This window comes from Streptomyces sp. NPDC001502 (assembly GCF_042894785.1).
GTDB classification, from domain to species: domain Bacteria; phylum Actinomycetota; class Actinomycetes; order Streptomycetales; family Streptomycetaceae; genus Streptomyces; species Streptomyces kutzneri.
This window is the reverse complement of record NZ_JBIAVW010000015.1, coordinates 57,381-77,616: the sequence shown is the minus strand read 5'-3', so window position 1 is coordinate 77,616 and position 20,236 is coordinate 57,381. Positions and strand designations below refer to the sequence as shown.

Annotated in this window: 16 protein-coding genes; 9 read left to right on the top strand and 7 right to left on the bottom strand. The window is 72.6% G+C overall.

Translation table 11 applies throughout. From position 1 onward, the window contains the following. Nucleotides 1–10 precede the first annotated feature (10 nt). Entirely contained in the window at nt 11–2,296 is a 2,286-nt protein-coding gene (locus ACFY0D_RS25125) for an FdhF/YdeP family oxidoreductase (RefSeq protein WP_390800307.1), read from the bottom strand. Between the two features lie 265 nt (nt 2,297–2,561). On the opposite strand from ACFY0D_RS25125, the gene polA reads away from it, so the two are divergent. Further along, complete coding sequence (polA, locus tag ACFY0D_RS25120; protein WP_390800399.1) at nt 2,562–5,216, top strand: DNA polymerase I; 2,655 nt, start codon at nt 2,562–2,564, stop codon at nt 5,214–5,216. A gap of 36 nt (nt 5,217–5,252) precedes the next feature. Here polA and ACFY0D_RS25115 read toward each other — a convergent pair whose 3' ends face one another. Continuing rightward, on the bottom strand, nt 5,253–6,113 hold the full coding sequence (locus tag ACFY0D_RS25115) for a DUF4184 family protein (protein WP_390800306.1): 861 nt from the start codon (nt 6,111–6,113) through the stop codon (nt 5,253–5,255). 184 nt (nt 6,114–6,297) lie between these two features. Here ACFY0D_RS25115 and ACFY0D_RS25110 point away from each other — a divergent pair, with 184 nt between their 5' ends. Beyond that, nucleotides 6,298–7,584 (top strand): lytic transglycosylase domain-containing protein, encoded by a 1,287-nt coding sequence (locus tag ACFY0D_RS25110; RefSeq protein WP_390800305.1) that lies wholly within the window; start codon nt 6,298–6,300, stop codon nt 7,582–7,584. Nucleotides 7,585–7,628: 44 nt separating this feature from the next. Here ACFY0D_RS25110 and ACFY0D_RS25105 read toward each other — a convergent pair whose 3' ends face one another. Then, on the bottom strand, nt 7,629–8,615 hold the full coding sequence (locus ACFY0D_RS25105) for a hypothetical protein (protein WP_390800304.1): 987 nt from the start codon (nt 8,613–8,615) through the stop codon (nt 7,629–7,631). A 225-nt stretch (nt 8,616–8,840) separates the two neighbouring features. Here ACFY0D_RS25105 and ACFY0D_RS25100 point away from each other — a divergent pair, with 225 nt between their 5' ends. Together ACFY0D_RS25100 and ACFY0D_RS25095 are read left to right on the top strand one after the other, a co-directional pair. Further along, nucleotides 8,841–8,981, top strand: a complete 141-nt coding sequence (locus ACFY0D_RS25100) for an SPW_0924 family protein (RefSeq protein ID WP_106971437.1) — start codon at nt 8,841–8,843, stop codon at nt 8,979–8,981. 14 nt (nt 8,982–8,995) lie between these two features. Then, the gene (locus ACFY0D_RS25095) at nt 8,996–9,955 is read left to right on the top strand and encodes a DUF3068 domain-containing protein (RefSeq protein WP_390800303.1); all 960 of its coding nucleotides are present in this window, start codon (nt 8,996–8,998) and stop codon (nt 9,953–9,955) included. On the opposite strand, the gene ACFY0D_RS25090 is transcribed toward ACFY0D_RS25095, so the two are convergent. Beyond that, nucleotides 9,945–12,707, bottom strand: coding sequence for an ATP-dependent RNA helicase (locus ACFY0D_RS25090; RefSeq protein WP_390800302.1), 2,763 nt, complete (start codon nt 12,705–12,707; stop codon nt 9,945–9,947). The two genes, ACFY0D_RS25095 and ACFY0D_RS25090, sit on opposite strands and share 11 nt — an antisense overlap. A gap of 1 nt (nt 12,708) precedes the next feature. Continuing rightward, the gene (locus ACFY0D_RS25085; protein ID WP_390800301.1) at nt 12,709–13,557 is read right to left on the bottom strand and encodes a class I SAM-dependent methyltransferase; all 849 of its coding nucleotides are present in this window, start codon (nt 13,555–13,557) and stop codon (nt 12,709–12,711) included. 353 nt (nt 13,558–13,910) lie between these two features. Here ACFY0D_RS25085 and rpsA point away from each other — a divergent pair, with 353 nt between their 5' ends. The 4 genes from rpsA (at nt 13,911) to ACFY0D_RS25065 (ending at nt 17,759) form a co-directional block, all read left to right on the top strand. Further along, on the top strand, nt 13,911–15,419 hold the full coding sequence (rpsA, locus tag ACFY0D_RS25080; RefSeq protein ID WP_390800300.1) for a 30S ribosomal protein S1: 1,509 nt from the start codon (nt 13,911–13,913) through the stop codon (nt 15,417–15,419). Between the two features lie 278 nt (nt 15,420–15,697). Continuing rightward, nucleotides 15,698–16,636, top strand: a complete 939-nt coding sequence (locus tag ACFY0D_RS25075; RefSeq protein WP_030010960.1) for a PAC2 family protein — start codon at nt 15,698–15,700, stop codon at nt 16,634–16,636. 31 nt (nt 16,637–16,667) lie between these two features. Continuing rightward, nucleotides 16,668–17,276 carry a dephospho-CoA kinase gene (gene coaE / locus ACFY0D_RS25070; RefSeq protein WP_390800299.1) on the top strand — a complete coding sequence of 203 codons (609 nt, stop codon included), beginning with the start codon at nt 16,668–16,670 and terminating at the stop codon, nt 17,274–17,276. A gap of 66 nt (nt 17,277–17,342) precedes the next feature. After that, a complete protein-coding gene (locus tag ACFY0D_RS25065; protein WP_390800298.1) occupies nt 17,343–17,759 on the top strand; it encodes a tetratricopeptide repeat protein in 417 nt (138 codons plus the stop codon). A 1-nt stretch (nt 17,760) separates the two neighbouring features. Here ACFY0D_RS25065 and ACFY0D_RS25060 read toward each other — a convergent pair whose 3' ends face one another. Then, nucleotides 17,761–18,021 carry a DUF6343 family protein gene (locus ACFY0D_RS25060; protein WP_390800297.1) on the bottom strand — a complete coding sequence of 87 codons (261 nt, stop codon included), beginning with the start codon at nt 18,019–18,021 and terminating at the stop codon, nt 17,761–17,763. Between the two features lie 41 nt (nt 18,022–18,062). Continuing rightward, nucleotides 18,063–18,686, bottom strand: coding sequence for a hypothetical protein (locus ACFY0D_RS25055; protein WP_390800296.1), 624 nt, complete (start codon nt 18,684–18,686; stop codon nt 18,063–18,065). Nucleotides 18,687–18,862: 176 nt separating this feature from the next. On the opposite strand from ACFY0D_RS25055, the gene ACFY0D_RS25050 reads away from it, so the two are divergent. After that, nucleotides 18,863–20,200, top strand: coding sequence for a helix-turn-helix domain-containing protein (locus tag ACFY0D_RS25050; RefSeq protein ID WP_390800295.1), 1,338 nt, complete (start codon nt 18,863–18,865; stop codon nt 20,198–20,200). The last annotated feature ends 36 nt before the right edge of the window (nt 20,201–20,236 follow it).

The window sequence follows — 20,236 nt, the reverse complement described above, 5'->3', positions numbered from 1 at the left end:
GGTCGTTCTATCAGGCCGGTTCGAAGCGCACGACGACGGACTTGCTGGCCGGGGTGTTGCTGGTGTCCGCGGTCGAGTCCAGCGGGACCAGCACGTTGGTCTCCGGGTAGTACGCGGCCGCGCAGCCGCGGGCGGTCGGGTAGTGCACGACGCGGAAGCCGGGCGCGCGCCGCTCGACGCCGTCCTTCCACTCGCTCACCAGGTCCGTGTACGAACCGTCGGCCAGCCCCAGCTCGGCGGCGTCGGCCGGGTTCACCATGACCACGCGGCGGCCGCCGGTGATGCCGCGGTAGCGGTCGTCGAGGCCGTAGATCGTGGTGTTGTACTGGTCGTGGCTGCGCAGGGTCTGCAGGAGCAGCCGTCCCGCCGGGACGCGCGGGTACTCCACGGGCGCGGCGGTGAAATTGGCCTTGCCGGTCTTCGTCGGGAAGCGGCGCTCGTCGCGCGGGGCGTGCGGGAGCTGGAAGCCGGCGGGGCGGGCGACGCGGGCGTTGAAGTCCTCGAAGCCGGGGATCACGCGGGAGATGCGCTCGCGGATCGAGGCGTAGTCGCGCTCGAACTCCTCCCAGGGGGTGGCGGAGGCCGCGCCGAGGACCGCGCGGGCCATGCGGGCCACGATCGCGGGCTCGGAGAGCAGGTGCGGGGAGGCGGGGGCGAGGTTGCCGCGGGAGGCGTGGACCATGCCCATGGAGTCCTCGACGGTCACGAACTGCTTGCCGCTCGCCTGTACGTCCTTGTCGGTACGGCCGAGGGTGGGCAGGATCAGGGCCCGCCGGCCGGTGACCGCGTGGGAGCGGTTGAGCTTGGTGGAGACGTGCACGGTCAGGGAGGCCCTGCGGATGGCGGCCTCGGTGACCTCGGTGTCGGGGGTGGCGCCGACGAAGTTGCCGCCCATCGCGAAGAGGACCTTGGCCTTGCCGTCGCGCAGGGCCTGGATGGAGCGGACCACGTCGTAGCCGTGCCCGCGCGGCGAGCTGATGCCGAATTCCTTGTCGAGGGCGTCGAGGAAGGCGGGTGCGGGGCGCTCGAAGATCCCCATGGTGCGGTCGCCCTGCACGTTGGAGTGGCCGCGGACGGGGCAGACGCCGGCGCCGGGGCGGCCGATGTTGCCGCGCAGCAGGAGGAGGTTGACGACCTCGCGGATGGTGGCGACGGCGTGCTTGTGCTGGGTGAGGCCCATGGCCCAGCAGACGATGGTGCGCTTCGAGGCCAGGACCATGGCCAGCGCCCGCTCGATCTCGGGGCGGGTCAGGCCGGTCGCGGTGAGGGTCTCGTCCCAGTCGGCTTCCTTCGCGGCGGCCGCGAGCTCCTCGTAGCCGTGGGTGTGCTCGCGGATGAAGGCCTCGTCGGTGGCGCCCTCCGTCTCCATGACGAGCTTGTTGAGGAGGCGGAAGAGGGCCTGGTCGCCGCCGATGCGGATCTGCAGGAAGAGGTCGTTGAGGGCGGTGCCCTTCAGCATGCCGATGGGGGTCTGCGGGTTCTTGAACCGCTCCATGCCGGCCTCGGGCAGCGGATTCACCGAGATGATCTTCGCGCCGGCGGACTTGGCCTTCTCCAGAGCGGAGAGCATGCGCGGGTGGTTGGTGCCCGGGTTCTGGCCGGCGACGATGATCAGGTCGGCCTGGTGGAGGTCTTCGAGGGAGACGCTGCCCTTGCCGATGCCGATGGTCTCGGTCAGTGCGGAGCCCGAGGACTCGTGGCACATGTTGGAGCAGTCGGGCAGGTTGTTGGTGCCGAACTCGCGGGCGAAGAGCTGGAAGAGGAACGCGGCCTCGTTGCTCGTGCGGCCCGAGGTGTAGAAGAGGGCCTCGTCGGGGGAGCCGAGGGCCGTCAGCTCCTCGGCGATGACCGCGAAGGCACGCTCCCAGCTGACCGGCTCGTACCGGTCGTCGCCGCCGGGCGCGGACCCGGTCTCCAGGAGCATGGGCTGCGTGATGCGGCCCTGCTGGCCCAGCCAGTAGCCGGAACGCGTGGCGAGGTCGGCCAGCGGGTGCGCGGCGAAGAACTCGGGGGTGACCCGGCGCAGCGTGGCCTCTTCCGCGACGGCCTTGGCGCCGTTCTCGCAGAACTCGGCCGTGTGCCGCTTGTCGCCCTCGGGCCAGGCGCAGCCCGGGCAGTCGAAGCCGCCCTTCTGGTTGACCTTGAGGAGCGTGCGGGCGGTGCGGGCCACGCCCATCTGCTGCTGGGCGATCCGCAGCGTGTGCCCGATCGCCGGAAGGCCCGCGGCCGCGTGCTTGGGCGGTGTGACCTGCGGTGCGTCCTGTACCGGATCGCCTGTGGGCGGCTTGGTCGCCATCGCGCTCCCCTTCGAGCGTACGTACGTATGCAGCACGTGTGGCCGCGTCCTTCGATCCTTGCACGGACCACGGAACGAGGGGAGGGCGGTCCGGTGCTCACCGCGCTCCGGCCGGGTGCGCCGGGGGCGTCCGGTGGGGAGGATGCGCCGGGGGAGGCGACCGGCCGGAATTGTCGGTGGGGGCGCCTAGGATCGGGGCGTGGCAGATTCATCAGCGAAGAAGACCGACCAGCCGCCCGCAGCGGACCGCCCCCGCCTGATGCTCATGGACGGGCACTCCCTGGCCTACCGGGCGTTCTTCGCGCTGCCCGCGGAGAATTTCACGACCGCGACGGGGCAGCCGACCAACGCCATCTACGGTTTCGCGTCGATGCTGGCGAACACGCTGCGCGACGAGGCCCCCACGCACTTCGCGGTGGCGTTCGACGTCTCCCGCAAGACGTGGCGCTCGACGGAGTTCCCCGAGTACAAGGCGAACCGCTCCAAGACCCCCGACGAGTTCAAGGGGCAGGTCGAGCTGATCGGCGAGCTGCTCGACACGATGCACGTGCCGCGGTTCGCGGTCGACGGCTTCGAGGCCGACGACGTGATCGCGACGCTGGCGACGCAGGCCGAGGCGGCCGGCTTCGACGTGCTGATCGTCACCGGCGACCGGGACTCCTTCCAGCTCGTCTCCGAGCACACCACCGTGCTCTACCCGACGAAGGGCGTCTCCGAGCTCACCCGGTTCACCCCGGAGAAGGTCGTGGAGAAGTACGGCCTCACCCCGCAGCAGTACCCGGACTTCGCGGCGCTGCGCGGCGACCCGTCCGACAACCTGCCGGGCATCCCGGGCGTCGGTGAGAAGACCGCGGCCAAGTGGATCACCCAGTTCGGGTCGTTCGCGGAGCTCGTGGACCGCGCCGACGAGGTCAAGGGCAAGGCCGGGCAGAACTTCCGGGACCACCTGGAAGCCGTCAAGCTCAACCGGGTCCTGACCGAGATGGTCAAGGACGTGGAGCTGCCCAAGACCCCGGCCGACCTGGTCCGCGCCCCCTACGACCGGACCGCCATGCTCGGCGTGCTGGACGTGCTGGAGATCCGCAACGCCTCGCTGCGCGAGCGGCTGCTCGCCGTGGACCCGGGCGCGGCCGTGGAGGAGGCCCCGGCTCCGGCGGCCGGCGTGGAGCTGGACGCGTCCGTGCTGGGCACGGGCGAGCTGGCGCCGTGGCTGGAGAGCCACGCGGGCGGCCCGCTGGGCCTCGCGAGCGTCGACAGCTGGGCGCTGGGCCAGGGCAATGTCACCGAGATCGCGCTGGCCGCGGCCGGCGGCGCCGCCGCCTGGTTCACGCCCGCCGAGCTGGACGAGGCGGACGAGCGGGCCTTCGCGGCCTGGGCCGCCGACGCGGCCAAGCCCAAGGTCGTGCACAACGCCAAGGGCCTGATGCGGGTCTTCCCCGAGCACGGCTGGACCCTCGCCGGGGTCGCCATGGACACCGCGCTCGCCGCCTACCTGGTCAAGCCGGGCCGCCGGTCCTTCGCCCTGGACGCCCTGTCCATGGAGTACCTGCACCGTGAGCTGGCGCCCGCAGCCGCCGACGGGCAGCTGGCCTTCGGCGCCGACGAGACCGCCGAGGCCGAGGCCCTGATGGCGCAGGCCCGCGCGGTCCTGGACCTGGGCGACGCCTTCACGGACAAGCTCGCCGAGGTCGGCGCAGCGGAGCTGCTCCACGACATGGAGCTGCCCACCTCCGAACTCCTCGCCCGGATGGAGCGCTCCGGCATCGCCGCCGACCGCGACCACCTGGAGGCCATGGAGCAGCAGTTCGCGGGAGCCGTGCAGCAGGCCGTCAAGGAGGCGCACGCCACCGTCGGCCACGAGTTCAACCTCGGCTCGCCCAAGCAGCTCCAGGAGGTCTTCTTCGGCGAGCTGGACCTGCCGAAGACGAAGAAGACCAAGACCGGTTACACCACGGACGCGGACGCACTGGCCTGGCTGGCCACGCAGACCGACCACGAACTCCCCGTGATCATGCTGCGCCACCGGGAGCAGGCCAAGCTGCGCGTCACCGTCGAGGGCCTGGTCAAGACCATCGCCGCCGACGGCCGGGTGCACACCAGCTTCAGCCAGACCGTCGCCGCGACCGGCCGGCTGTCCTCCACCGACCCCAACCTGCAGAACGTGCCGGTGCGCACCGACGAGGGCCGCGCCATCCGCCGCGGCTTCGTCGTCGGCGAGGGCTTCGAGTCCCTCATGACGGCCGACTACAGCCAGATCGAGCTGCGCGTCATGGCCCACCTCTCCGAGGACGAGGGCCTGATCGAGGCGTTCGCGACCGGCGAGGACCTGCACACCACCGTCGCCTCCCAGGTGTTCGGCGTGGAGCGGTCCGCGGTCGACGCCGAGATGCGCCGCAAGATCAAGGCCATGTCGTACGGACTCGCCTACGGGCTCTCCGCCTTCGGTCTCGCCCAGCAGCTGAACATCGAGCCCGCCGAGGCGCGCGGCCTGATGGAGACCTTCTTCGAGCGGTTCGGCGGGGTCCGCGACTACCTCGGCCGGGTCGTCGACGAGGCCCGCGCCACCGGATACACGGCGACGATCTTCGGCCGCCGCCGGTACCTGCCCGACCTCAACAGCGACAACCGCCAGCGCCGCGAGGCCGCCGAGCGGATGGCGCTCAACGCCCCCATCCAGGGCACCGCCGCCGACATCGTCAAGGTCGCGATGCTGCGCGTGGACAAGGCGATCGCCGGGGCCGGTCTGCGGTCGCGGATGCTGCTCCAGGTCCACGACGAAATCGTGCTGGAGATCGCCCCGGGCGAGCGCGAGCAGGTCGAGGAGCTGGTGCGCCGCGAGATGGGCGCCGCCGTCGAGCTCCGGGCCCCGCTGGACGTGTCGGTGGGCGTCGGCCCGGACTGGGAGTCCGCCGCGCACTGATCGCCGTACGGCCGGCCCGGCGCCCGTCCCCGCCGCTCAGGCGGTGGGGACGGGCGTCCGTGTTTCCTCGTCCGCGGGGCGCCCGGTCCGGTCGCGGCGGTGCCGCAGCCGCACGAGGACTCCGTAGATCAGCAGCGCGACGGTCAGTCCGCCGCCCGCGCCGAAGCAGACGGTCGGGATGATGTCGAGCGGCGTACGGATCCGGTCGTAGAAGTCGAAGAAGCGCAGCAGGCGCCGGGTGACCCCGGCCGCCACGCACACCACGAGCAGGGCGAGCGCACCCCAGAGCTCCGCGCGGGAGAGCACCGGCACGGCCGTGGGCGCCGGGAGGGCGGGAATCCGGCGCAGGGCGGTCACCGTGAACCAGAGCAGGGCGCATGCGGCGACGGCCGAAGTGCCGTACTGGAGGAAGGAGTAGCCCGGCAGGCCGTAGGCGAGCGGCTCGGCGAGATCGGGCAGCGCGTTCGTGCCCCAGCGGTCGTTGTGCGTGAAGCTGTCCCACGCCACGTGGGTGAGGGACCCGAGCGCCGCCGAGACGTAGAACCAGCCGACGAGCGCGGCCGGCCGGGGACGCTCGCGCCATGCCTCGCCCCGCACGAAGGCGTACACCCTGCCCCGCCGGCCACGCGGCAGGAGCGCGATCAGCGGCTCGCGCAGCAGAAGCCAGCAGCCCACCAGGACGGCCGTCAGCACGGCGTCCAGTGTGAGGACGCCCGGCAGCGAGTGCGTGAAGGCCCCGTACGTCAGGACACCCTCGACGACCGCGTCCGTGAAGTAGAAGGTGTCCGGTGCGAACGACCCGAGGACGAGCGCCGAGGCGACGAGGGGGCCCCGCGCACGCCCGGTCCGACGGATGGCCGGAAGTACGGCGGCCGCGTGGCTGAGAGTGAACGGCATGGCATCTCTCCTGGGACTTCCTGTGGGCGTTCCTTACTTCGGGCCAATGCTCCCGAAGGGTCCAGACAGTATGCGTGACCTGCCTCGGGACGTGGGGATGTGGTGAATTCCCGGCGACCTTGCGTGCTGTGTGCAGGGAGTTGACGTAGGGTCACGCGGACGTCGAGGGGGAGGGGTCCGGCTCATGTCGGCTCGAATAATCGGACGCAGGCTGCGCAGGGGAACGACGGCCGCCCTGGTCTCCGCTCTGGTGGTGGCCGCGGTGACGGCCTCCCAGGGCCCGGCGGGCGGGAGCACCGACCGGCTCTCCGCCGCCGGGGAGTCCGCCGCGCCGCCGCTGCCGCAGCCGGCCGCGGACACGGCCGGCGGCGACTCCGCCTACTTCACCGAACTCCCGCCGCCGGTGAGCCCGCAGCCACCGGACGTGCTGCCGCCGGACGAGGGGCCGACGCAGCCGCAGGCGCAGGCGGTCCCTGAGGCCGCCGCCGCGGTGCCGGCCGCGACCGGGCCCGCAGAAGGCGGGCAGGGGATACCGGCGAGCGTGCTCGCCGCGTACCTGCGCGCGGAGAAGACGGTGGGACAGAGCGACCCGGGCTGCGGGCTGCGCTGGCAACTCCTCGCGGCGATCGGCAAGGTGGAGTCCGGGCAGGCGCGCGGCGGGCAGGTCGACACGGCCGGAACCACACTGCGGCCGATCCTGGGGCCCGTGCTCGACGGCAACGGCTTCGCGAACATCTCGGACACGGACGGCGGGGCCTACGACGGGGACGCCCGGTACGACCGGGCGGTCGGGCCGATGCAGTTCATCCCCTCCACGTGGGCGTCATGGGGCCAGGACGCGGACGGCGACGGCCGGCGCAACCCGAACAACGTGCACGACGCGGCCCTCGCGGCCGGGCGGTACCTGTGCGCGGGCAGCCGCGACCTGCGGGTGGACGCGGACCTGGACCGGGCCGTGCTCTCCTACAACCGGTCCACGGAGTACCTGCGCACGGTGCGGTCCTGGTTCACGTACTACCTGAAGGGGACGCACGAGATCCCGGACCGGCCCGGTACGGGACCGAGCACACCCACGACGCCGCCCCCGAGCCCCACCCCGAAGCCGATTCCCACTCCGAAGCCCACCCCGACGCCGACGCCGGACCCGAAGCCCACTCCGACGCCTTCGCCGACGCCCACTCCGACGCCGGACCCGACGCCGCCCCCGAGCCCGACGCCGACTCCGAAGCCCACCCCGACACCGACGCCGACGCCGACGCCGACGCCGACGCCGACACCGAAGCCGACGCCGACGCCGGACCCGAAGCCCACGCCTACGCCGAAGCCCTCGCCGACGCCGACCCCGACCCCGACCCCCACGCCGACCCCGACGTCCAGCCCGACCCCTGGCTCGTCACGCACGCCGAAGCCCACCGCGTCGCCGTCCTCCACTCCGGCGGTGCCCCGGACGACCCCGGGGCAACACACCTAGGCCGTGTCTTGTGGATCAAGCCGGGCCCGCGGATCGAGTCGGGATCAGTTCGTGCAGCCGGGGATCGACCCTACGGGCCGGCAGTTGTTGGGCGTGTTCTCGAAGATCCGGCTCCTGACGAGGGTCAGGGCGGTGCCGGCGGAGGTTCCTTGCCAGACGCCGCCGCCGTTGAGCGCGATGTTGCGCCGCACCTTTGTGTCCGTCAGCGTGGTGGTGCCGTCATTGGTGATACCGCCACCCGTTTGGCCCGCGCGGTTGTCCGCGATGGTCGTCGAGAAGATGTCCAGCGGAGAGCGGTCGTTGTAGATTCCGCCGCCCTGCTGGTAGGCGCGGTTGCCCTCGATGTGCGAGTTCTTGATGGTCATGGAGACCCCGGCGGTGAAGAGGCCGCCCCCCAGCTCCGTGGCCTGGTTCCGCACCACTTTGGTCTTCTGCAGCAGGGTGGTGCTTCCCGGCCCGTTGTAGATGGCACCACCCCGCTGGGCAGCACTGTCCCGCACGACGCTGTCGTACATCTCAAGGGTGCTGCTCTGGTTCACGTAGATGGCGCCCCCCTGGTTCGCCGTGCTGTTGGTCACGGTGCTGTGCTTGAGGATGAGCGTCCCTCCGTCCGTGGGCAGGTAGGTGCCGGCGTAGTCGAGATAGCCGCCGCCGGTCGCGGTGACACCCTCGACGGTCAGGCGCCCGCCGGGGCCGTCGATCTGCGCGATGCGGAAGCCCTCGGTCGCGTCGGGATCCCGTCGGATGGTGGTCTTGTTCCCCAGCAGCGTGACGGTGCCCGAGATCAGGGGCAGGGCGTTGGGGCCGAGACCGCCGGTCGACGCGGGAGTGAGGACGTTGTAGACGCATTTGGGTGCGAGCCGGATGGTGTGCGGTCCGGTGTTGTTGTTCGCGGCGATGATCGCGTTGTTGAGGGCGGTGACGTCGCACGGAATGGCCGCCAGGGAGGTCGCGTCCGCGGGGCTGCCGATACCGAGCGCAGCCACGAACGGCACCGCCAGAGCCATGGCCTTGAGCTGACGTCTGTGCATCACTTCTCCGATCGCCACATGTAATCATGTGATTGCATTCCGCTGATGATCAGCGTGCCACGGGGCGGGTGCCCCGCCGTGCGCAACGCGGGGGCGGGTGCGTCGGCGGGCATCGGCGTCCCTCGGGTGGCCCAGTGGTCATCTGCGGCTCGAACGGTTCTCATCTCGTCCCCGCGTTGCTACGGTGCCCCATCTCTGACGCCTCATCAGATTTCGGAGCCCGGCATGCGCGCATTCGTCGCCGCCGTCATCGGCCTCGCGGCCGCGCTGGCCCTCGTGTTCGCCATCACCGCGTTCGGGGTGCCCGAAGGCGAGACCTCACCCAAGCCCCTGCTCACCACCGCGCCCCCCGCGCCCGGAAAGTAGAGGAGGGCCCGGCCGTGCGACGCAGAGCGAGCCTTGTCCTGCTGGCCCTTGCAGTGTTCTGCGCAGCCCTCGCGCCGCTGCTGCGCTGGTACGCCTACCCCCGCCTCGCCAAGATCCCGCCGAACCAGTACCAGGAGATGGTCCTGGAGGCCAAGGACGCCACGCTCCTCGACTACACCGGCGGCATGCAGCCGAAGAAGGTCGACAAGGTCACCATCGTCCAGACCCTCAAGGGCAACGTCGAGGCGTCCAAGGAGATAGAGGCGAGCGCGGGCAAGGACGTCGTCGTCTGGGACACGCTGTCCTACATCATCGGCCCGGACGGCAAGATGGTCTCCCAGATCCCCGAGCGCTACATCTTCGACGCGCACACCCAGGACCCGGTCCACGCCACCGGGGAGATGGTCGACGGGGACCCCGTCAAGCGCGAGGGCATCGAGTTCAAGTGGCCCTTCTTCACCGAGCCGCGCGACTACCTGTACTTCGACGCGCAGACCCGCACCTCCTCGCCGATCCATTACGTCGGACCGCGCACGTTCAAGGGCATGGACGTCTACTACTTCGAGCAGACCGTCCCGTGGACCAAGGTCGCCATGCCCAAGAAGATGCCGATCGAGGGCATCGACCCGTCGACGATCGAGGCGGCCACCGGAACCACCCTCTGGTACACGGCCAAGGCGAGGTTCTGGGTCGACCCGGTGACCGGCGCGCCGGTCAACGCCGAGCAGGACATCCAGCAGGAGATGCGCGGCGGCATCGCCGCCGGCGGCCCCGACGGCAAGCTCACCGCCTTCGCCGGGCACGTCACGATGCGCGAGGACTACTCCGACTACACCGTCGACCTGGTCAAGTCGAACCGTACGAAGGTCCTCGCGCTGCACACCTACGCGCCGATCGGCCTGGCCGCCGGCGGGCTCGCGCTGCTCGGGCTGGCCCTGTGGCTGGAGGCCCGCGGCCGCCGCGTCAGCGCCTGAGCCGGGCGTTGGTGTGCCGGGTGGGCTCGGCGGTGGCCGGGTCCTCCGGCCAGGGGTGCTTGGGGTAGCGCCCGCGCAGCTCCGCGCGCACGGCCCGGTAGCCGCCCTGCCAGAAGGAGGCGAGGTCGGCGGTGACGGCGGCGGGCCGGCCGGCGGGCGACAGCAGGTGCACCAGCACCGGTACGCCCGCCACCCGAGGGGTCTCGGCCAGCCCGAACAGCTCCTGCAGCTTCACCGCGAGCACCGGCTGGCCGTGCTCGGCGGAGTAGTCCACCCGGATCCGGGATCCGCTGGGCACCTCCAGGCGTTCCGGAGCCAGCTCGTCCAGCCGGACGGCCTCCCCGGTGGCCCACGGCAGCAGCCGGTTCAGGGCCTGCCCGGCGTCGATCCGCCCGAGGTCGGCGCGGCGCCGGGCCCGCGACAGCTCGGGCTCCAGCCAGTCGTCGGCCCGCTCCAGCAGGGCCCGGTCGTCGGCCACGTCGGGCCAGGCGCCGCCGAGCGTGCGGTGCAGGAAACCGAGGCGGTCCCGGAGGATCAGCGCGTCCGGGGACCAGCGCAGCAAGCCGAGCCCCTCGGTGCGCAGCCCGTCGAGGAGGGCGGCCCGTACGAGCGCCGGGTCCGGGGTGCGCAGGGGGCGTACGGCGAGCTCGATCGCCCCGAGCCGCTCGGCGGCGCGGGCGACGAGGTCGCCGTCCTCCCAGCGCACCTCTTCGCCTTCGGTCCACAGGTGGGCGGCGGCGGCCCGGGCGGTGTCCTCGTCGATGACGGCGCCGAGCCGGACCCGGGCGGACGCGGAATGCGGGGGCCTGTCGGCGACGGCGACCGCCAGCCAGGGTGCTTGGCGCAGGCCCGATCCGTCGCCGACCTCGGCCGCGGTGCCGTTGGCCATGAGAAAGGCCCCCGAACCCTTGGCTTTCGCCACCCGCTCGGGGAACGCGAGGGCGGCGATGAGCCCGGCGGCGCTGTCGTCGGGTGCGGCGCCGCTGCTGGGGCTCCGCCCCAGACCCCGCGCCTCAAACGCCGGCGAGGCTGAATTACCGGGGCTCAGCCCCGAACCTCGCGCGTCGAACGCCGGCGAGGCTGAAGAGTCAGACGCCGGAGGGGCTGAAATTCCAGCCTCGCCAGGGGGCACGTCCCCGCGGTAGCCGGGGGAGTTTGAGGCGCGGGGGTCCGGGGCGGAGCCCTGGGGCAGGGGGCTGGGGGCGGAGCCCACAGTTTCGGGAAGGGGCGGGGTGGGGGAGAGCCCCGCAGGGCCCCGGACGGCACGGTCCAGGCGGGCGACCTCCGTGCGCCACCGCGACGCGTACGGGTCACCGCCCGCGCGGGCCCGCCGCCAGGCCGCGGCCAGGTCGTCCCCGTACTCGCGCGGCGGCTCCTCGCTCAGCAGGGCCACCACCTCCGCCGCCCGGCGGGCACCGAAGACCGAGGAGCCGTCCAGCAGGGCCCGGGCCAGCCGCGGGTGCAGCCCGAGCCGGGCCATCCGCTGCCCGCGCGCGGTGACCGCACCGGCCGCGGACACCGCGCCGACGGCCACCAGCACCTCGCGCGCCGCGGCCATGGCCCCCGCCGGGGGCGGATCCAGCAGGGCCAGCCCGGCCGCGTCCGGGTCGCCCCAGCAGGCGGCCTGCAGGGCGAACTGCGCCAGGTCGGCGATGCGGATCTCCGGCGAGGGGAACGCGGCCAGGCGGCCGTCCTCCGCCTCGGCCCAGCAGCGGTACACCACGCCCGGTGCCTCGCGCCCGGCGCGGCCCGCCCGCTGGCGCCCGGCCGCGCGGGACGCCCGTACGGTCGCCAGGGCGCCCAGCCCCCGCGCGTGGTCCGTCCGGGGCTCGCGGGCCAGCCCGGAGTCCACCACCACGCGTACCCCGGGGACGGTCAGGCTCGACTCCGCCACGGCGGTGGACAGGATCACCCTGCGGTGCCCCGCGACGGAGAGCACCGCGTCCTGGACGGCCGCCGGGGCCCGGCCGTGGATCTGGAGCACCTCCGCGTCCACCCCGGCCAGCTGCCCGGCGACCCGGGCGATCTCGCCGACGCCGGGCAGGAAGCACAGGACGTCGCCGTCGCGTTCGGCCAGTGCCCGTCGCACCACCGAGGCCACGTGCGTCAGCTGCGCCGGATCCACCCGCATCCCGTGCGGGGGCCGCACCGGCCGGACCGGCGGGGCCCAGACCGTCTCCACGGGGTACGAGACCCCGGCGGCCTCCACCACCGGCGCGCCGCCCAGCACCCGCGCCCAGCCGGCGGAGTCCGTCGTCGCCGAGGCCGCCACCAGCCGCAGCTCCGGGCGCAGGGTCTCCCGTACGTCGAGGAGGAAGGCGGCGACCGTGTCGGCGTCCAGGTGCCGCTCGTGGCACTCGTCCAGGACCACCACGTCCACCCCGGCCAGCTCCTGGTCACGCTGGAGGCGCTGGAGCAGCACCCCCGTGGTCACCACCTCCACCACGGTGTCCGGACCCGCCACCCGTTCCCCGCGCACGGTGAAGCCGACCGCGCCGCCCACCTGCCCGCCCAGCAGCCAGGCCATCCGGCGCGCCGCGGCCCGGGCGGCGATCCGCCGGGGCTCGGCGACGACCACCCGGCGCCGCGGCCCGCCGCCCACCAGCCCGGCCAGCACCAGCGGCACCAGCGTGGTCTTGCCGGTGCCGGGCGGGGCGCAGAGCACCGCCGTGCCGTGGCCGTCCAGCGCCGAGACGAGCGCGGGCACGGCCTCACGTACGGGCAGGGCGTCGAGGGCGGCGGTACGGATCACGTCAGTCGCGCTCGCAGACGAAGATCGCGGTGCCCGGGATCAGGTTGCCGCGCAGCGGGGACCAGCCGCCCCACTCCTGGCTGTTCCACTCCGGCCACTCGGGCTCGACCAGGTCGAGCAGGCGGAAGCCGCCCGCGACCACGTCGCGCACCCGGTCGCCGATCGTGCGGTGGTGCTCCACATATACGGCGCGGCCCTGCTCGTCCTGTTCCACGTACGCGGTGCGGTCGAAGTAGGAGGCGGCGACGGACAGCCCCTCGGGTCCGGGCTCGTCGGGGAAGGCCCAGCGGACGGGGTGGGTCACGGAGAAGACCCAGCGGCCGCCGGGGCGCAGGACGCGGTGCACCTCGCGCATGACGTTGACGGGGTCGGCGACGAAGGGGACGGCGCCGTAGGCGGAGCAGGCCAGGTCGAAGGAGCCGGCGCGGAAGGGGAGCCGTCCGGCGTCGGCCTCGACGAGGGGGAGGTCGTCGCCGATGCGCAGGGCGTGCTGGAGCTGGCGGTGGGAGAGGTCGAGGGCGACCGGGCGGGCGCCCTGGGCGGCCAGCCAGCGCGAGCACTGGGCGGCGCCGGCGCCGATCTCCAGGATGTCCTTGCCCCTGAGGGAGGCGGTGGGGCCGAGGAGGGCCGCCTCCGCCTCGTCCAGGCCTTCGGGACCCCACACGAAGCGGTCGTCGCCGAGGAAGGCGCCGTGGTCGCTCTGGTACTCGTCGGCGTTGCGGTCCCACCAGCTGCGGCTCGCCCGGCTGCTCTCCGCTTCCCCCGCGTCACGCCGTGTGGCCTCGGGGTCTTCCACGGAGACCGGATCGGCTTCGGACGCTACTTCGGAGGCGTAGTCCTCTTGGTTCATGGGGCCCGTCGTCGTAGTCTGCGAATGTCTTCTGAATGTGGCAGGAAGCGCCAGGAACGGCTTCCCGCCCATGAATTGTGCCGGTTGTGCGGCGATCCGCCCGGGGTGTGCGCCTTCGCGCATTGACCCTGTCCGGCTGCCCCCGTATGCTACAAGTTGCGCTGCGAGCCTGTGCTCCTCAGACCTAGCAGGCTGCGCTTGCATCTGTTGATGTCCCCTCGGTTTTCGAGGCCCCGCCGCTCTTCGCGGAAGGGGGTCTCCTTGGCTGTCCGGCTTCTTCGGCAGATGCCGATAAGGGCTCCCGGCGTAGCAGTACCTACGACTTTCTGTCCGTAACCGGAGCCCTTTCCCACATGACGAGCAGCACCGAGACCACCTCTACCACTCCGCAGGTAGCGGTCAACGACATCGGTAACGAGGAAGCCTTCCTCGCCGCGATCGACGAGACGATCAAGTACTTCAACGACGGCGACATCGTCGACGGCGTCATCGTGAAGGTCGACCGGGACGAGGTCCTGCTCGACATCGGTTACAAGACCGAAGGCGTGATCCCGAGCCGTGAGCTCTCGATCAAGCACGACGTCGACCCGAACGAGGTCGTCAAGGTCGGCGACGAGATCGAGGCCCTGGTTCTCCAGAAGGAGGACAAGGAAGGCCGTCTGATCCTGTCCAAGAAGCGCGCTCAGTACGAGCGTGCCTGGGGCACGATCGAGAAGATCAAGGAAGAAGACGGCATCGTCACCGGTACCGTCATCGAGGTCGTCAAGGGTGGTCTCATCCTCGACATCGGCCTCCGCGGCTTCCTGCCGGCCTCTCTCGTCGAGATGCGTCGTGTCCGCGACCTCCAGCCCTACGTGGGCAAGGAGCTCGAGGCGAAGATCATCGAGCTGGACAAGAACCGCAACAACGTGGTCCTGTCCCGCCGCGCCTGGCTGGAGCAGACCCAGTCCGAGGTCCGCCAGACGTTCCTCACCACCCTGCAGAAGGGTCAGGTCCGCTCCGGCGTCGTTTCCTCGATCGTCAACTTCGGTGCCTTCGTGGACCTGGGTGGCGTCGACGGTCTCGTCCACGTCTCCGAGCTGTCCTGGAAGCACATCGACCACCCGTCCGAGGTTGTCGAGGTCGGCCAGGAGGTCACCGTCGAGGTTCTCGACGTGGACATGGACCGCGAGCGTGTCTCCCTGTCGCTGAAGGCGACGCAGGAGGACCCGTGGCAGCAGTTCGCCCGGACCCACCAGATCGGTCAGGTCGTCCCGGGTAAGGTCACCAAGCTGGTTCCGTTCGGTGCGTTCGTCCGCGTGGACGAGGGCATCGAGGGTCTGGTCCACATCTCCGAGCTGGCCGAGCGCCACGTGGAGATCCCGGAGCAGGTCGTCCAGGTCAACGACGAGATCTTCGTCAAGGTCATCGACATCGACCTTGAGCGTCGCCGGATCTCGCTGTCGCTGAAGCAGGCCAACGAGTCCTTCGGTGCCGACCCGGCGTCGGTCGAGTTCGACCCGACCCTGTACGGCATGGCCGCGTCTTACGACGACCAGGGCAACTACATCTACCCCGAGGGCTTCGACCCCGAGACCAACGACTGGCTCGAGGGCTTCGACAAGCAGCGCGAGGCCTGGGAGACCCAGTACGCCGAGGCGCAGCAGCGCTTCGAGCAGCACCAGGCTCAGGTCATCAAGAGCCGCGAGGCCGACGAGGCCGCTGCCGCCGAGGGTGCTGCCGCCCCGGCCGCCAGTGGCAACGCCGGTGCGGGCATCTCGGGTGGTTCGTACTCCTCGGAGTCGGACGAGACCTCCGGCGCCCTGGCGTCGGACGAGGCCCTGGCCGCGCTCCGCGAGAAGCTGGCCGGCGGCCAGAGCTGATCGCAGCGCGCATCACACTCCGGTGTGAGCCGAGCTGAACTGCGTTGAACGGTAAGGCCCGTCCCCTTCGGGGGGCGGGCCTTACCGCGTTTCCCCGTCCGGTCTCCCCCTCGCGATCCGCTGCGTCCGCTGCGTGATCTGCTGCGTGATCCGCCGCGTGAGCCGTGGTGTGATCCGTGGTGTGATCCGTTGCGTTCCTGTGAATGCGGCCAACTGGGGAATGGCCGGGCCGCCTTGGACGTTCTTGGCTGAGAACGAGGCGAGGAGGAGTGGTGACGGTGCTTGATCCACAGGGTTTGTACGAATGGGACGCCAAGGGCCTGGCGGTGGCCGACCTGGCGGTCGCCCAGGACTCGGCCGGGCTGGTCATGCTGTACCACTTCGAGGGGTACATCGACGCGGGTGAGGCCGGGGAGCAGATCGTCGAGCGGCTCCTGGACACGCTGCCGCACCAGGTGGTCGCCCGCTTCGACGCGGACCGGCTGGTGGACTACCGGGCCCGGCGCCCGCTGCTGACCTTCCAGCGCGACCGCTGGACGGAGTTCGAGGAGCCCCGGCTGGAGGTCCGGCTCGTCCAGGACGCCACCGGAGCGCCCTTCCTGCTGCTGTCCGGCCCGGAGCCGGACGTGGAGTGGGAGCGCTTCTCCGTCGCCGTCCGGCAGATCGTCGAGCGTCTCGGCGTCCGCCTCTCGGTCAACTTCCACGGCATCCCGATGGGCGTCCCGCACACCCGTCCCGTGGGCATCACCCCGCACGGCAACCGCACCGACCTCATGCCGGGCCACCGCAGCCCCTTCGACGAGGCCCAGGTGCCGGGCAGCGCGGAGTCCCTGGTGGAGTTCCGCCTGGCCCAGGCCGGGCACGACGTGCTGGGCGTCGCCGCGCACGTACCGCACTACGTCGCGCGCTCCGCGTACCCGGACGCCGCGCTGACGGTGCTGGAGGCGATCACGGCGGCGACCGGGCTGGTCCTGCCGGCCGTGGCGCACGCCCTGCGCACCGAGGCGCACCGCACCCAGACGGAGATCGACCGCCAGATCCGCGAGGGCGACGAGGAGCTGGTCAGCCTGGTGCAGGGGCTGGAGCACCAGTACGACGCGGCCGCCGGGGCCGAGACCCGGGGCAACATGATCGCCGAGCCGGCGGAGCTGCCGTCGGCGGACGAGATCGGCCGCGAGTTCGAGCGGTTCCTGGCGGAGCGCGAGGGCGAGAACTGACGTACGGGCGGCGCCCCCTATGCTGCGGGGCATGCTGAAAGTAGGCCTGACGGGCGGAATCGGTGCCGGCAAGAGCGAGGTCTCGCGACTGCTGGCGGGGTACGGGGCGATCGTCGTCGACGCCGATCGGATCGCGCGCGAGGTCGTGGAGCCCGGTACGCCGGGGCTCGCGGCCGTCGTGGCGGCCTTCGGGGAGTCGGTGCTGACCGCGGAGGGGACGCTGGACCGGCCGAAGCTGGGGTCCATCGTGTTCGCGGACCCGGCGAAGCTCCAGACCCTCAACGCGATCGTTCACCCCCTGGTGGGGGCCCGGTCGGCGGAGCTGGAAGCCGCCGCGGGGGCCGACGCGATCGTGGTGCACGACGTACCGCTGCTCGCCGAGAACGGCCTGGCGCCCCTCTACGACCTGGTCGTCGTGGTGGACGCCGCGCCGCAGACGCAGCTGGCGCGGCTGACCGCGCTGCGCGGGATGGCCGAGGAGGAGGCGCGGGCCCGGATGGCCGCGCAGGCGACCCGGGAGCAGCGGCTCGCGGTGGCGACCCTCGTGATCGACAACGACGGACCGCTGGCGGCGCTGGAGCCGCAGGTGCGCAAGGTGTGGGACGAACTCACGGCGCGGGCGGCGGGCGGGGCCGCCTGACGTGTGCATGGAATAGCGGGTGGGGCGGGGGCGTTGAACGCGCTCGGAGAGGGAAGGATTTCGAACGTGTCCGAGACCACGCGCCCCACACCGGCCAGCCCGGAAACCCACGTCATCGACTACCGGGCCGCCGAGCAGCTGCTCGCCGCCCGGGACCCGCGCGGCGCGGTCAAGCTGCTCGACTCGGTCATAGCCGCCCACCCGGAGAACACGGCGGCGCGGCTGCTGCGCGCCCGGGCCTTCTTCGCGGCGGCGCAACTGCGACCGGCCGAGCTGGAGTTCGAGCTGGTGCTGGAGCGGGAGCCGGACAACGCCTTCGCCCACTTCGCGCTGGCCCGTACGTTCGAGCGCTCGGGCCGGCCCGAGCAGGCGCGCAAGCACTTCCGCCTTGCCGCGGCCCTCGACCCGCAGCCCGACTACCTGGCGGCGGCCCGTTTCGAGGGCCCGGCCGCGGAGGGCCAGGCCGGAGCCGGCCCCGCCTGACTCACCGGCTTCGGGGCGGCTCGTACGGAGGGATGTCCGGGCCGGGCTGGTAGTGGGGCCCCTGGTGGATGTGGCGCACGATCATGAACAGGTCGACGGCCACGATCACCGCCAGCACCCCGCAGGCGGCCGCCCATCCGGGACGGCCCACCAGCGAGAACAAGGCCGTGCCGGCGGCAGCCCAGACCAGCCCCCAGACACCCAGCCAGAACCGCAGCCGCAGCGGACTGCGCGCGGTCACCGGCTCATTCCCGGAACGCATGGCCATCGCCTCTCATGTCCATGGTCCCACCCCCCCTGCGGTCAGGGGTTGAGCTTGTTCACGGCCTTCGTGGTCGTCTTCTTGAAGTCGGCGACCGGGGCGTGGGACAGGTTGCCCATCTCGCCCCACCGCACGACGGTCACGGTGGAGCCGTCGCGCCCGATCCCGTACAGGTGCACCCCGGGCTCGGAGTCGGGGATGGAGGTGTGGACCCCGTAGACGTGCGCGCCCTCCTCGACGGGGAGCGTGCCGTAGTCCTGCCAGGAGGCGGTGCCGCCCGGGGTCGTCCGCAGCCAGTCGGCGGCGCAGGCGGCGACCTTGCGCTCCAGGGCGCCGACGAGCTTGGCCGCCGCGGCGGGCGAGGCGGACCGTACGGAGACCTGCACGGCGCCGGTGTCGTACTCGGTGCCGAAGACGCGGTGCCAGCTGCCCGCAGCCGGAAGCACGCCCTCCAGGCAGAACGGCGCGGACTCGGGCAGCCCCTTGGTGACGGCGCCGGCGTACCAGGGCGAGGTGGGGTGCGGCGGAAGGTCGGTGCCGGCCAGGAAGCCGGGCGCGGTGGCGGCCGCGGCGGAGGCGCCGGCGGAGGCGGTCAGGAGGAGGGCGGCCGCCGCCGCGACGAGTGCGGTGGTGAGCGTGGTGGCGGTGCCGGAACGTCGGAACATGGTCGGTTCTCCCCGTGGGTGTCGTGGTGGTGTTGCCTGACGAGCCTGTTCCCCGGACGGCGTGGCGGGCGACGGATCGCGGCGAATCCGGGACGCTGGAACGGCCGTACGCGCCGTCACCTGGGGGAACACCTCATGCATGGAACGCGGTCGCGGGACGCGGAACGGGGGAGAGCGTGAGCGAGGCCGAGAATTTCGCACGGCTGATGCGGGAGCTGAAGGAGCGTGCCGGGCTCAGTTACGGAGCCTTGGCGCGCCGGTTGCACACGAGTACGTCGACGCTGCACCGGTACTGCAACGGGGAGGCGCTGCCGGCGGAGTTCGCGGTGGTGGACCGCTTCGCCCGGGCCTGCGGGGCGACGCAGGGGGAGGCGGTGGACCTGCACCGGGCCTGGCTGCTGGCGGACGCGCGGCGGCGCGCGGGGGCCGCGGCGGTGCCGGCCCCGGAGCCCGTGCCCGTGCCCGTGCCGGAGCCCATGCCCGTGCCGGAGCCGGAGCCGGAGCCGGAGCCCGAGCCCGAGCCCGAGCCGACTGTGGTCGTGGCGCCGGAGCCCGTGCCGGAGCCGGTGGCCCGGAGGGCCTGGTACCGGCGGCGGGCAGCCGTGGTCGCCGCCGCGGGCGTGACGGCCGGGGCGGTGGCCGTGGCGCTGCTGGCGGCGACCGGCCCCGGGCCGGGCGCGCCGCACGCGGGCGGGAGTACGGGGACACGGACGGGGACGGGGACGGATGCGGGTACGAGTGCGCCGACGTCCGCGGGATCGGGGTCCGCCTCGGCACCGGCGGCGACGGGCGCATCGGAACCGACGCCACCGGCCGGATCGGCCGGATCGGCCGGGGCGACGGTCCCGGCTCCCGCCCAGCCCTCCGCGTCACCGCCCGCGACGGCCCCGGGCCGGGACCCGGTCGCGCCCCTCAAGGCGGCGGTGCGGTCACACGTGTGGACCGCGGGCTGCGATCACGCCTACCTGTCCGAGCGCGGTCCGGGATCCGTGCCCCCGCCGCCCGTGGAGGCGGACGCGCCCGCCTGGGCGTCGGCGCAGCGCGCCGTGCACGCCGGGACGCAGATCGTGGAGGTCACCCTGCACGGCACGGGCGGGGGCGCCGTGGTCCTTGAGGACCTGGAAGTACGGGTGGCCGCCCGCCGCAAGCCGCCGGCGTGGAACGTCTACCAGATGTCGCAGGGCTGCGGCGGCGGGCTCACCCCTGCCGCGTTCGCCGTCAATCTGGACGCGCCGCGCCCGCTGGCCCGGCCCGTCGCCGGGAACGACGGCGGCAGCACGCTGCCCGCCCCCGCCTTCCCCCTGCGTGTCTCGGCGGCCGAACCGGCCGTCCTGCGGGTGGAGGCGGCCACCACGGGATGCGACTGCGACTGGTCCCTCGACCTCCGGTGGACCGGCCCGTCCGGGTCGGGCACCCTGCGCATCGACGATGGCGGACGGCCGCTGCGCACGAGCGCCGCCGCCGGCCGGCCCGTATACGGGTACGCGCCGGAGCAGGGCCGCTGGGCCCGCTGATCCGCGGGTGCCGAACCGCAGGTCAGAGTGGGTTGT

Excerpts from the sequence above, each read along its gene's own strand:
- ACFY0D_RS25105 (WP_390800304.1), bottom strand. The coding sequence starts at position 8,615 with ATGCACAGACGTCAGCTCAAGGCCATGGCTCTGGCGGTGCCGTTCGTG.
- coaE (WP_390800299.1), top strand. The coding sequence starts at position 16,668 with ATGCTGAAAGTAGGCCTGACGGGCGGAATCGGTGCCGGCAAGAGCGAG.
- ACFY0D_RS25125 (WP_390800307.1), bottom strand. The coding sequence starts at position 2,296 with ATGGCGACCAAGCCGCCCACAGGCGATCCGGTACAGGACGCACCGCAG.
- ACFY0D_RS25085 (WP_390800301.1), bottom strand. The coding sequence starts at position 13,557 with ATGAACCAAGAGGACTACGCCTCCGAAGTAGCGTCCGAAGCCGATCCG.
- ACFY0D_RS25060 (WP_390800297.1), bottom strand. The coding sequence starts at position 18,021 with ATGCGTTCCGGGAATGAGCCGGTGACCGCGCGCAGTCCGCTGCGGCTG.
- ACFY0D_RS25100 (WP_106971437.1), top strand. The coding sequence starts at position 8,841 with ATGCGCGCATTCGTCGCCGCCGTCATCGGCCTCGCGGCCGCGCTGGCC.
- ACFY0D_RS25115 (WP_390800306.1), bottom strand. The coding sequence starts at position 6,113 with ATGCCGTTCACTCTCAGCCACGCGGCCGCCGTACTTCCGGCCATCCGT.
- ACFY0D_RS25110 (WP_390800305.1), top strand. The coding sequence starts at position 6,298 with ATGTCGGCTCGAATAATCGGACGCAGGCTGCGCAGGGGAACGACGGCC.
- ACFY0D_RS25055 (WP_390800296.1), bottom strand. The coding sequence starts at position 18,686 with ATGTTCCGACGTTCCGGCACCGCCACCACGCTCACCACCGCACTCGTC.
- polA (WP_390800399.1), top strand. The coding sequence starts at position 2,562 with ATGGACGGGCACTCCCTGGCCTACCGGGCGTTCTTCGCGCTGCCCGCG.
- rpsA (WP_390800300.1), top strand. The coding sequence starts at position 13,911 with ATGACGAGCAGCACCGAGACCACCTCTACCACTCCGCAGGTAGCGGTC.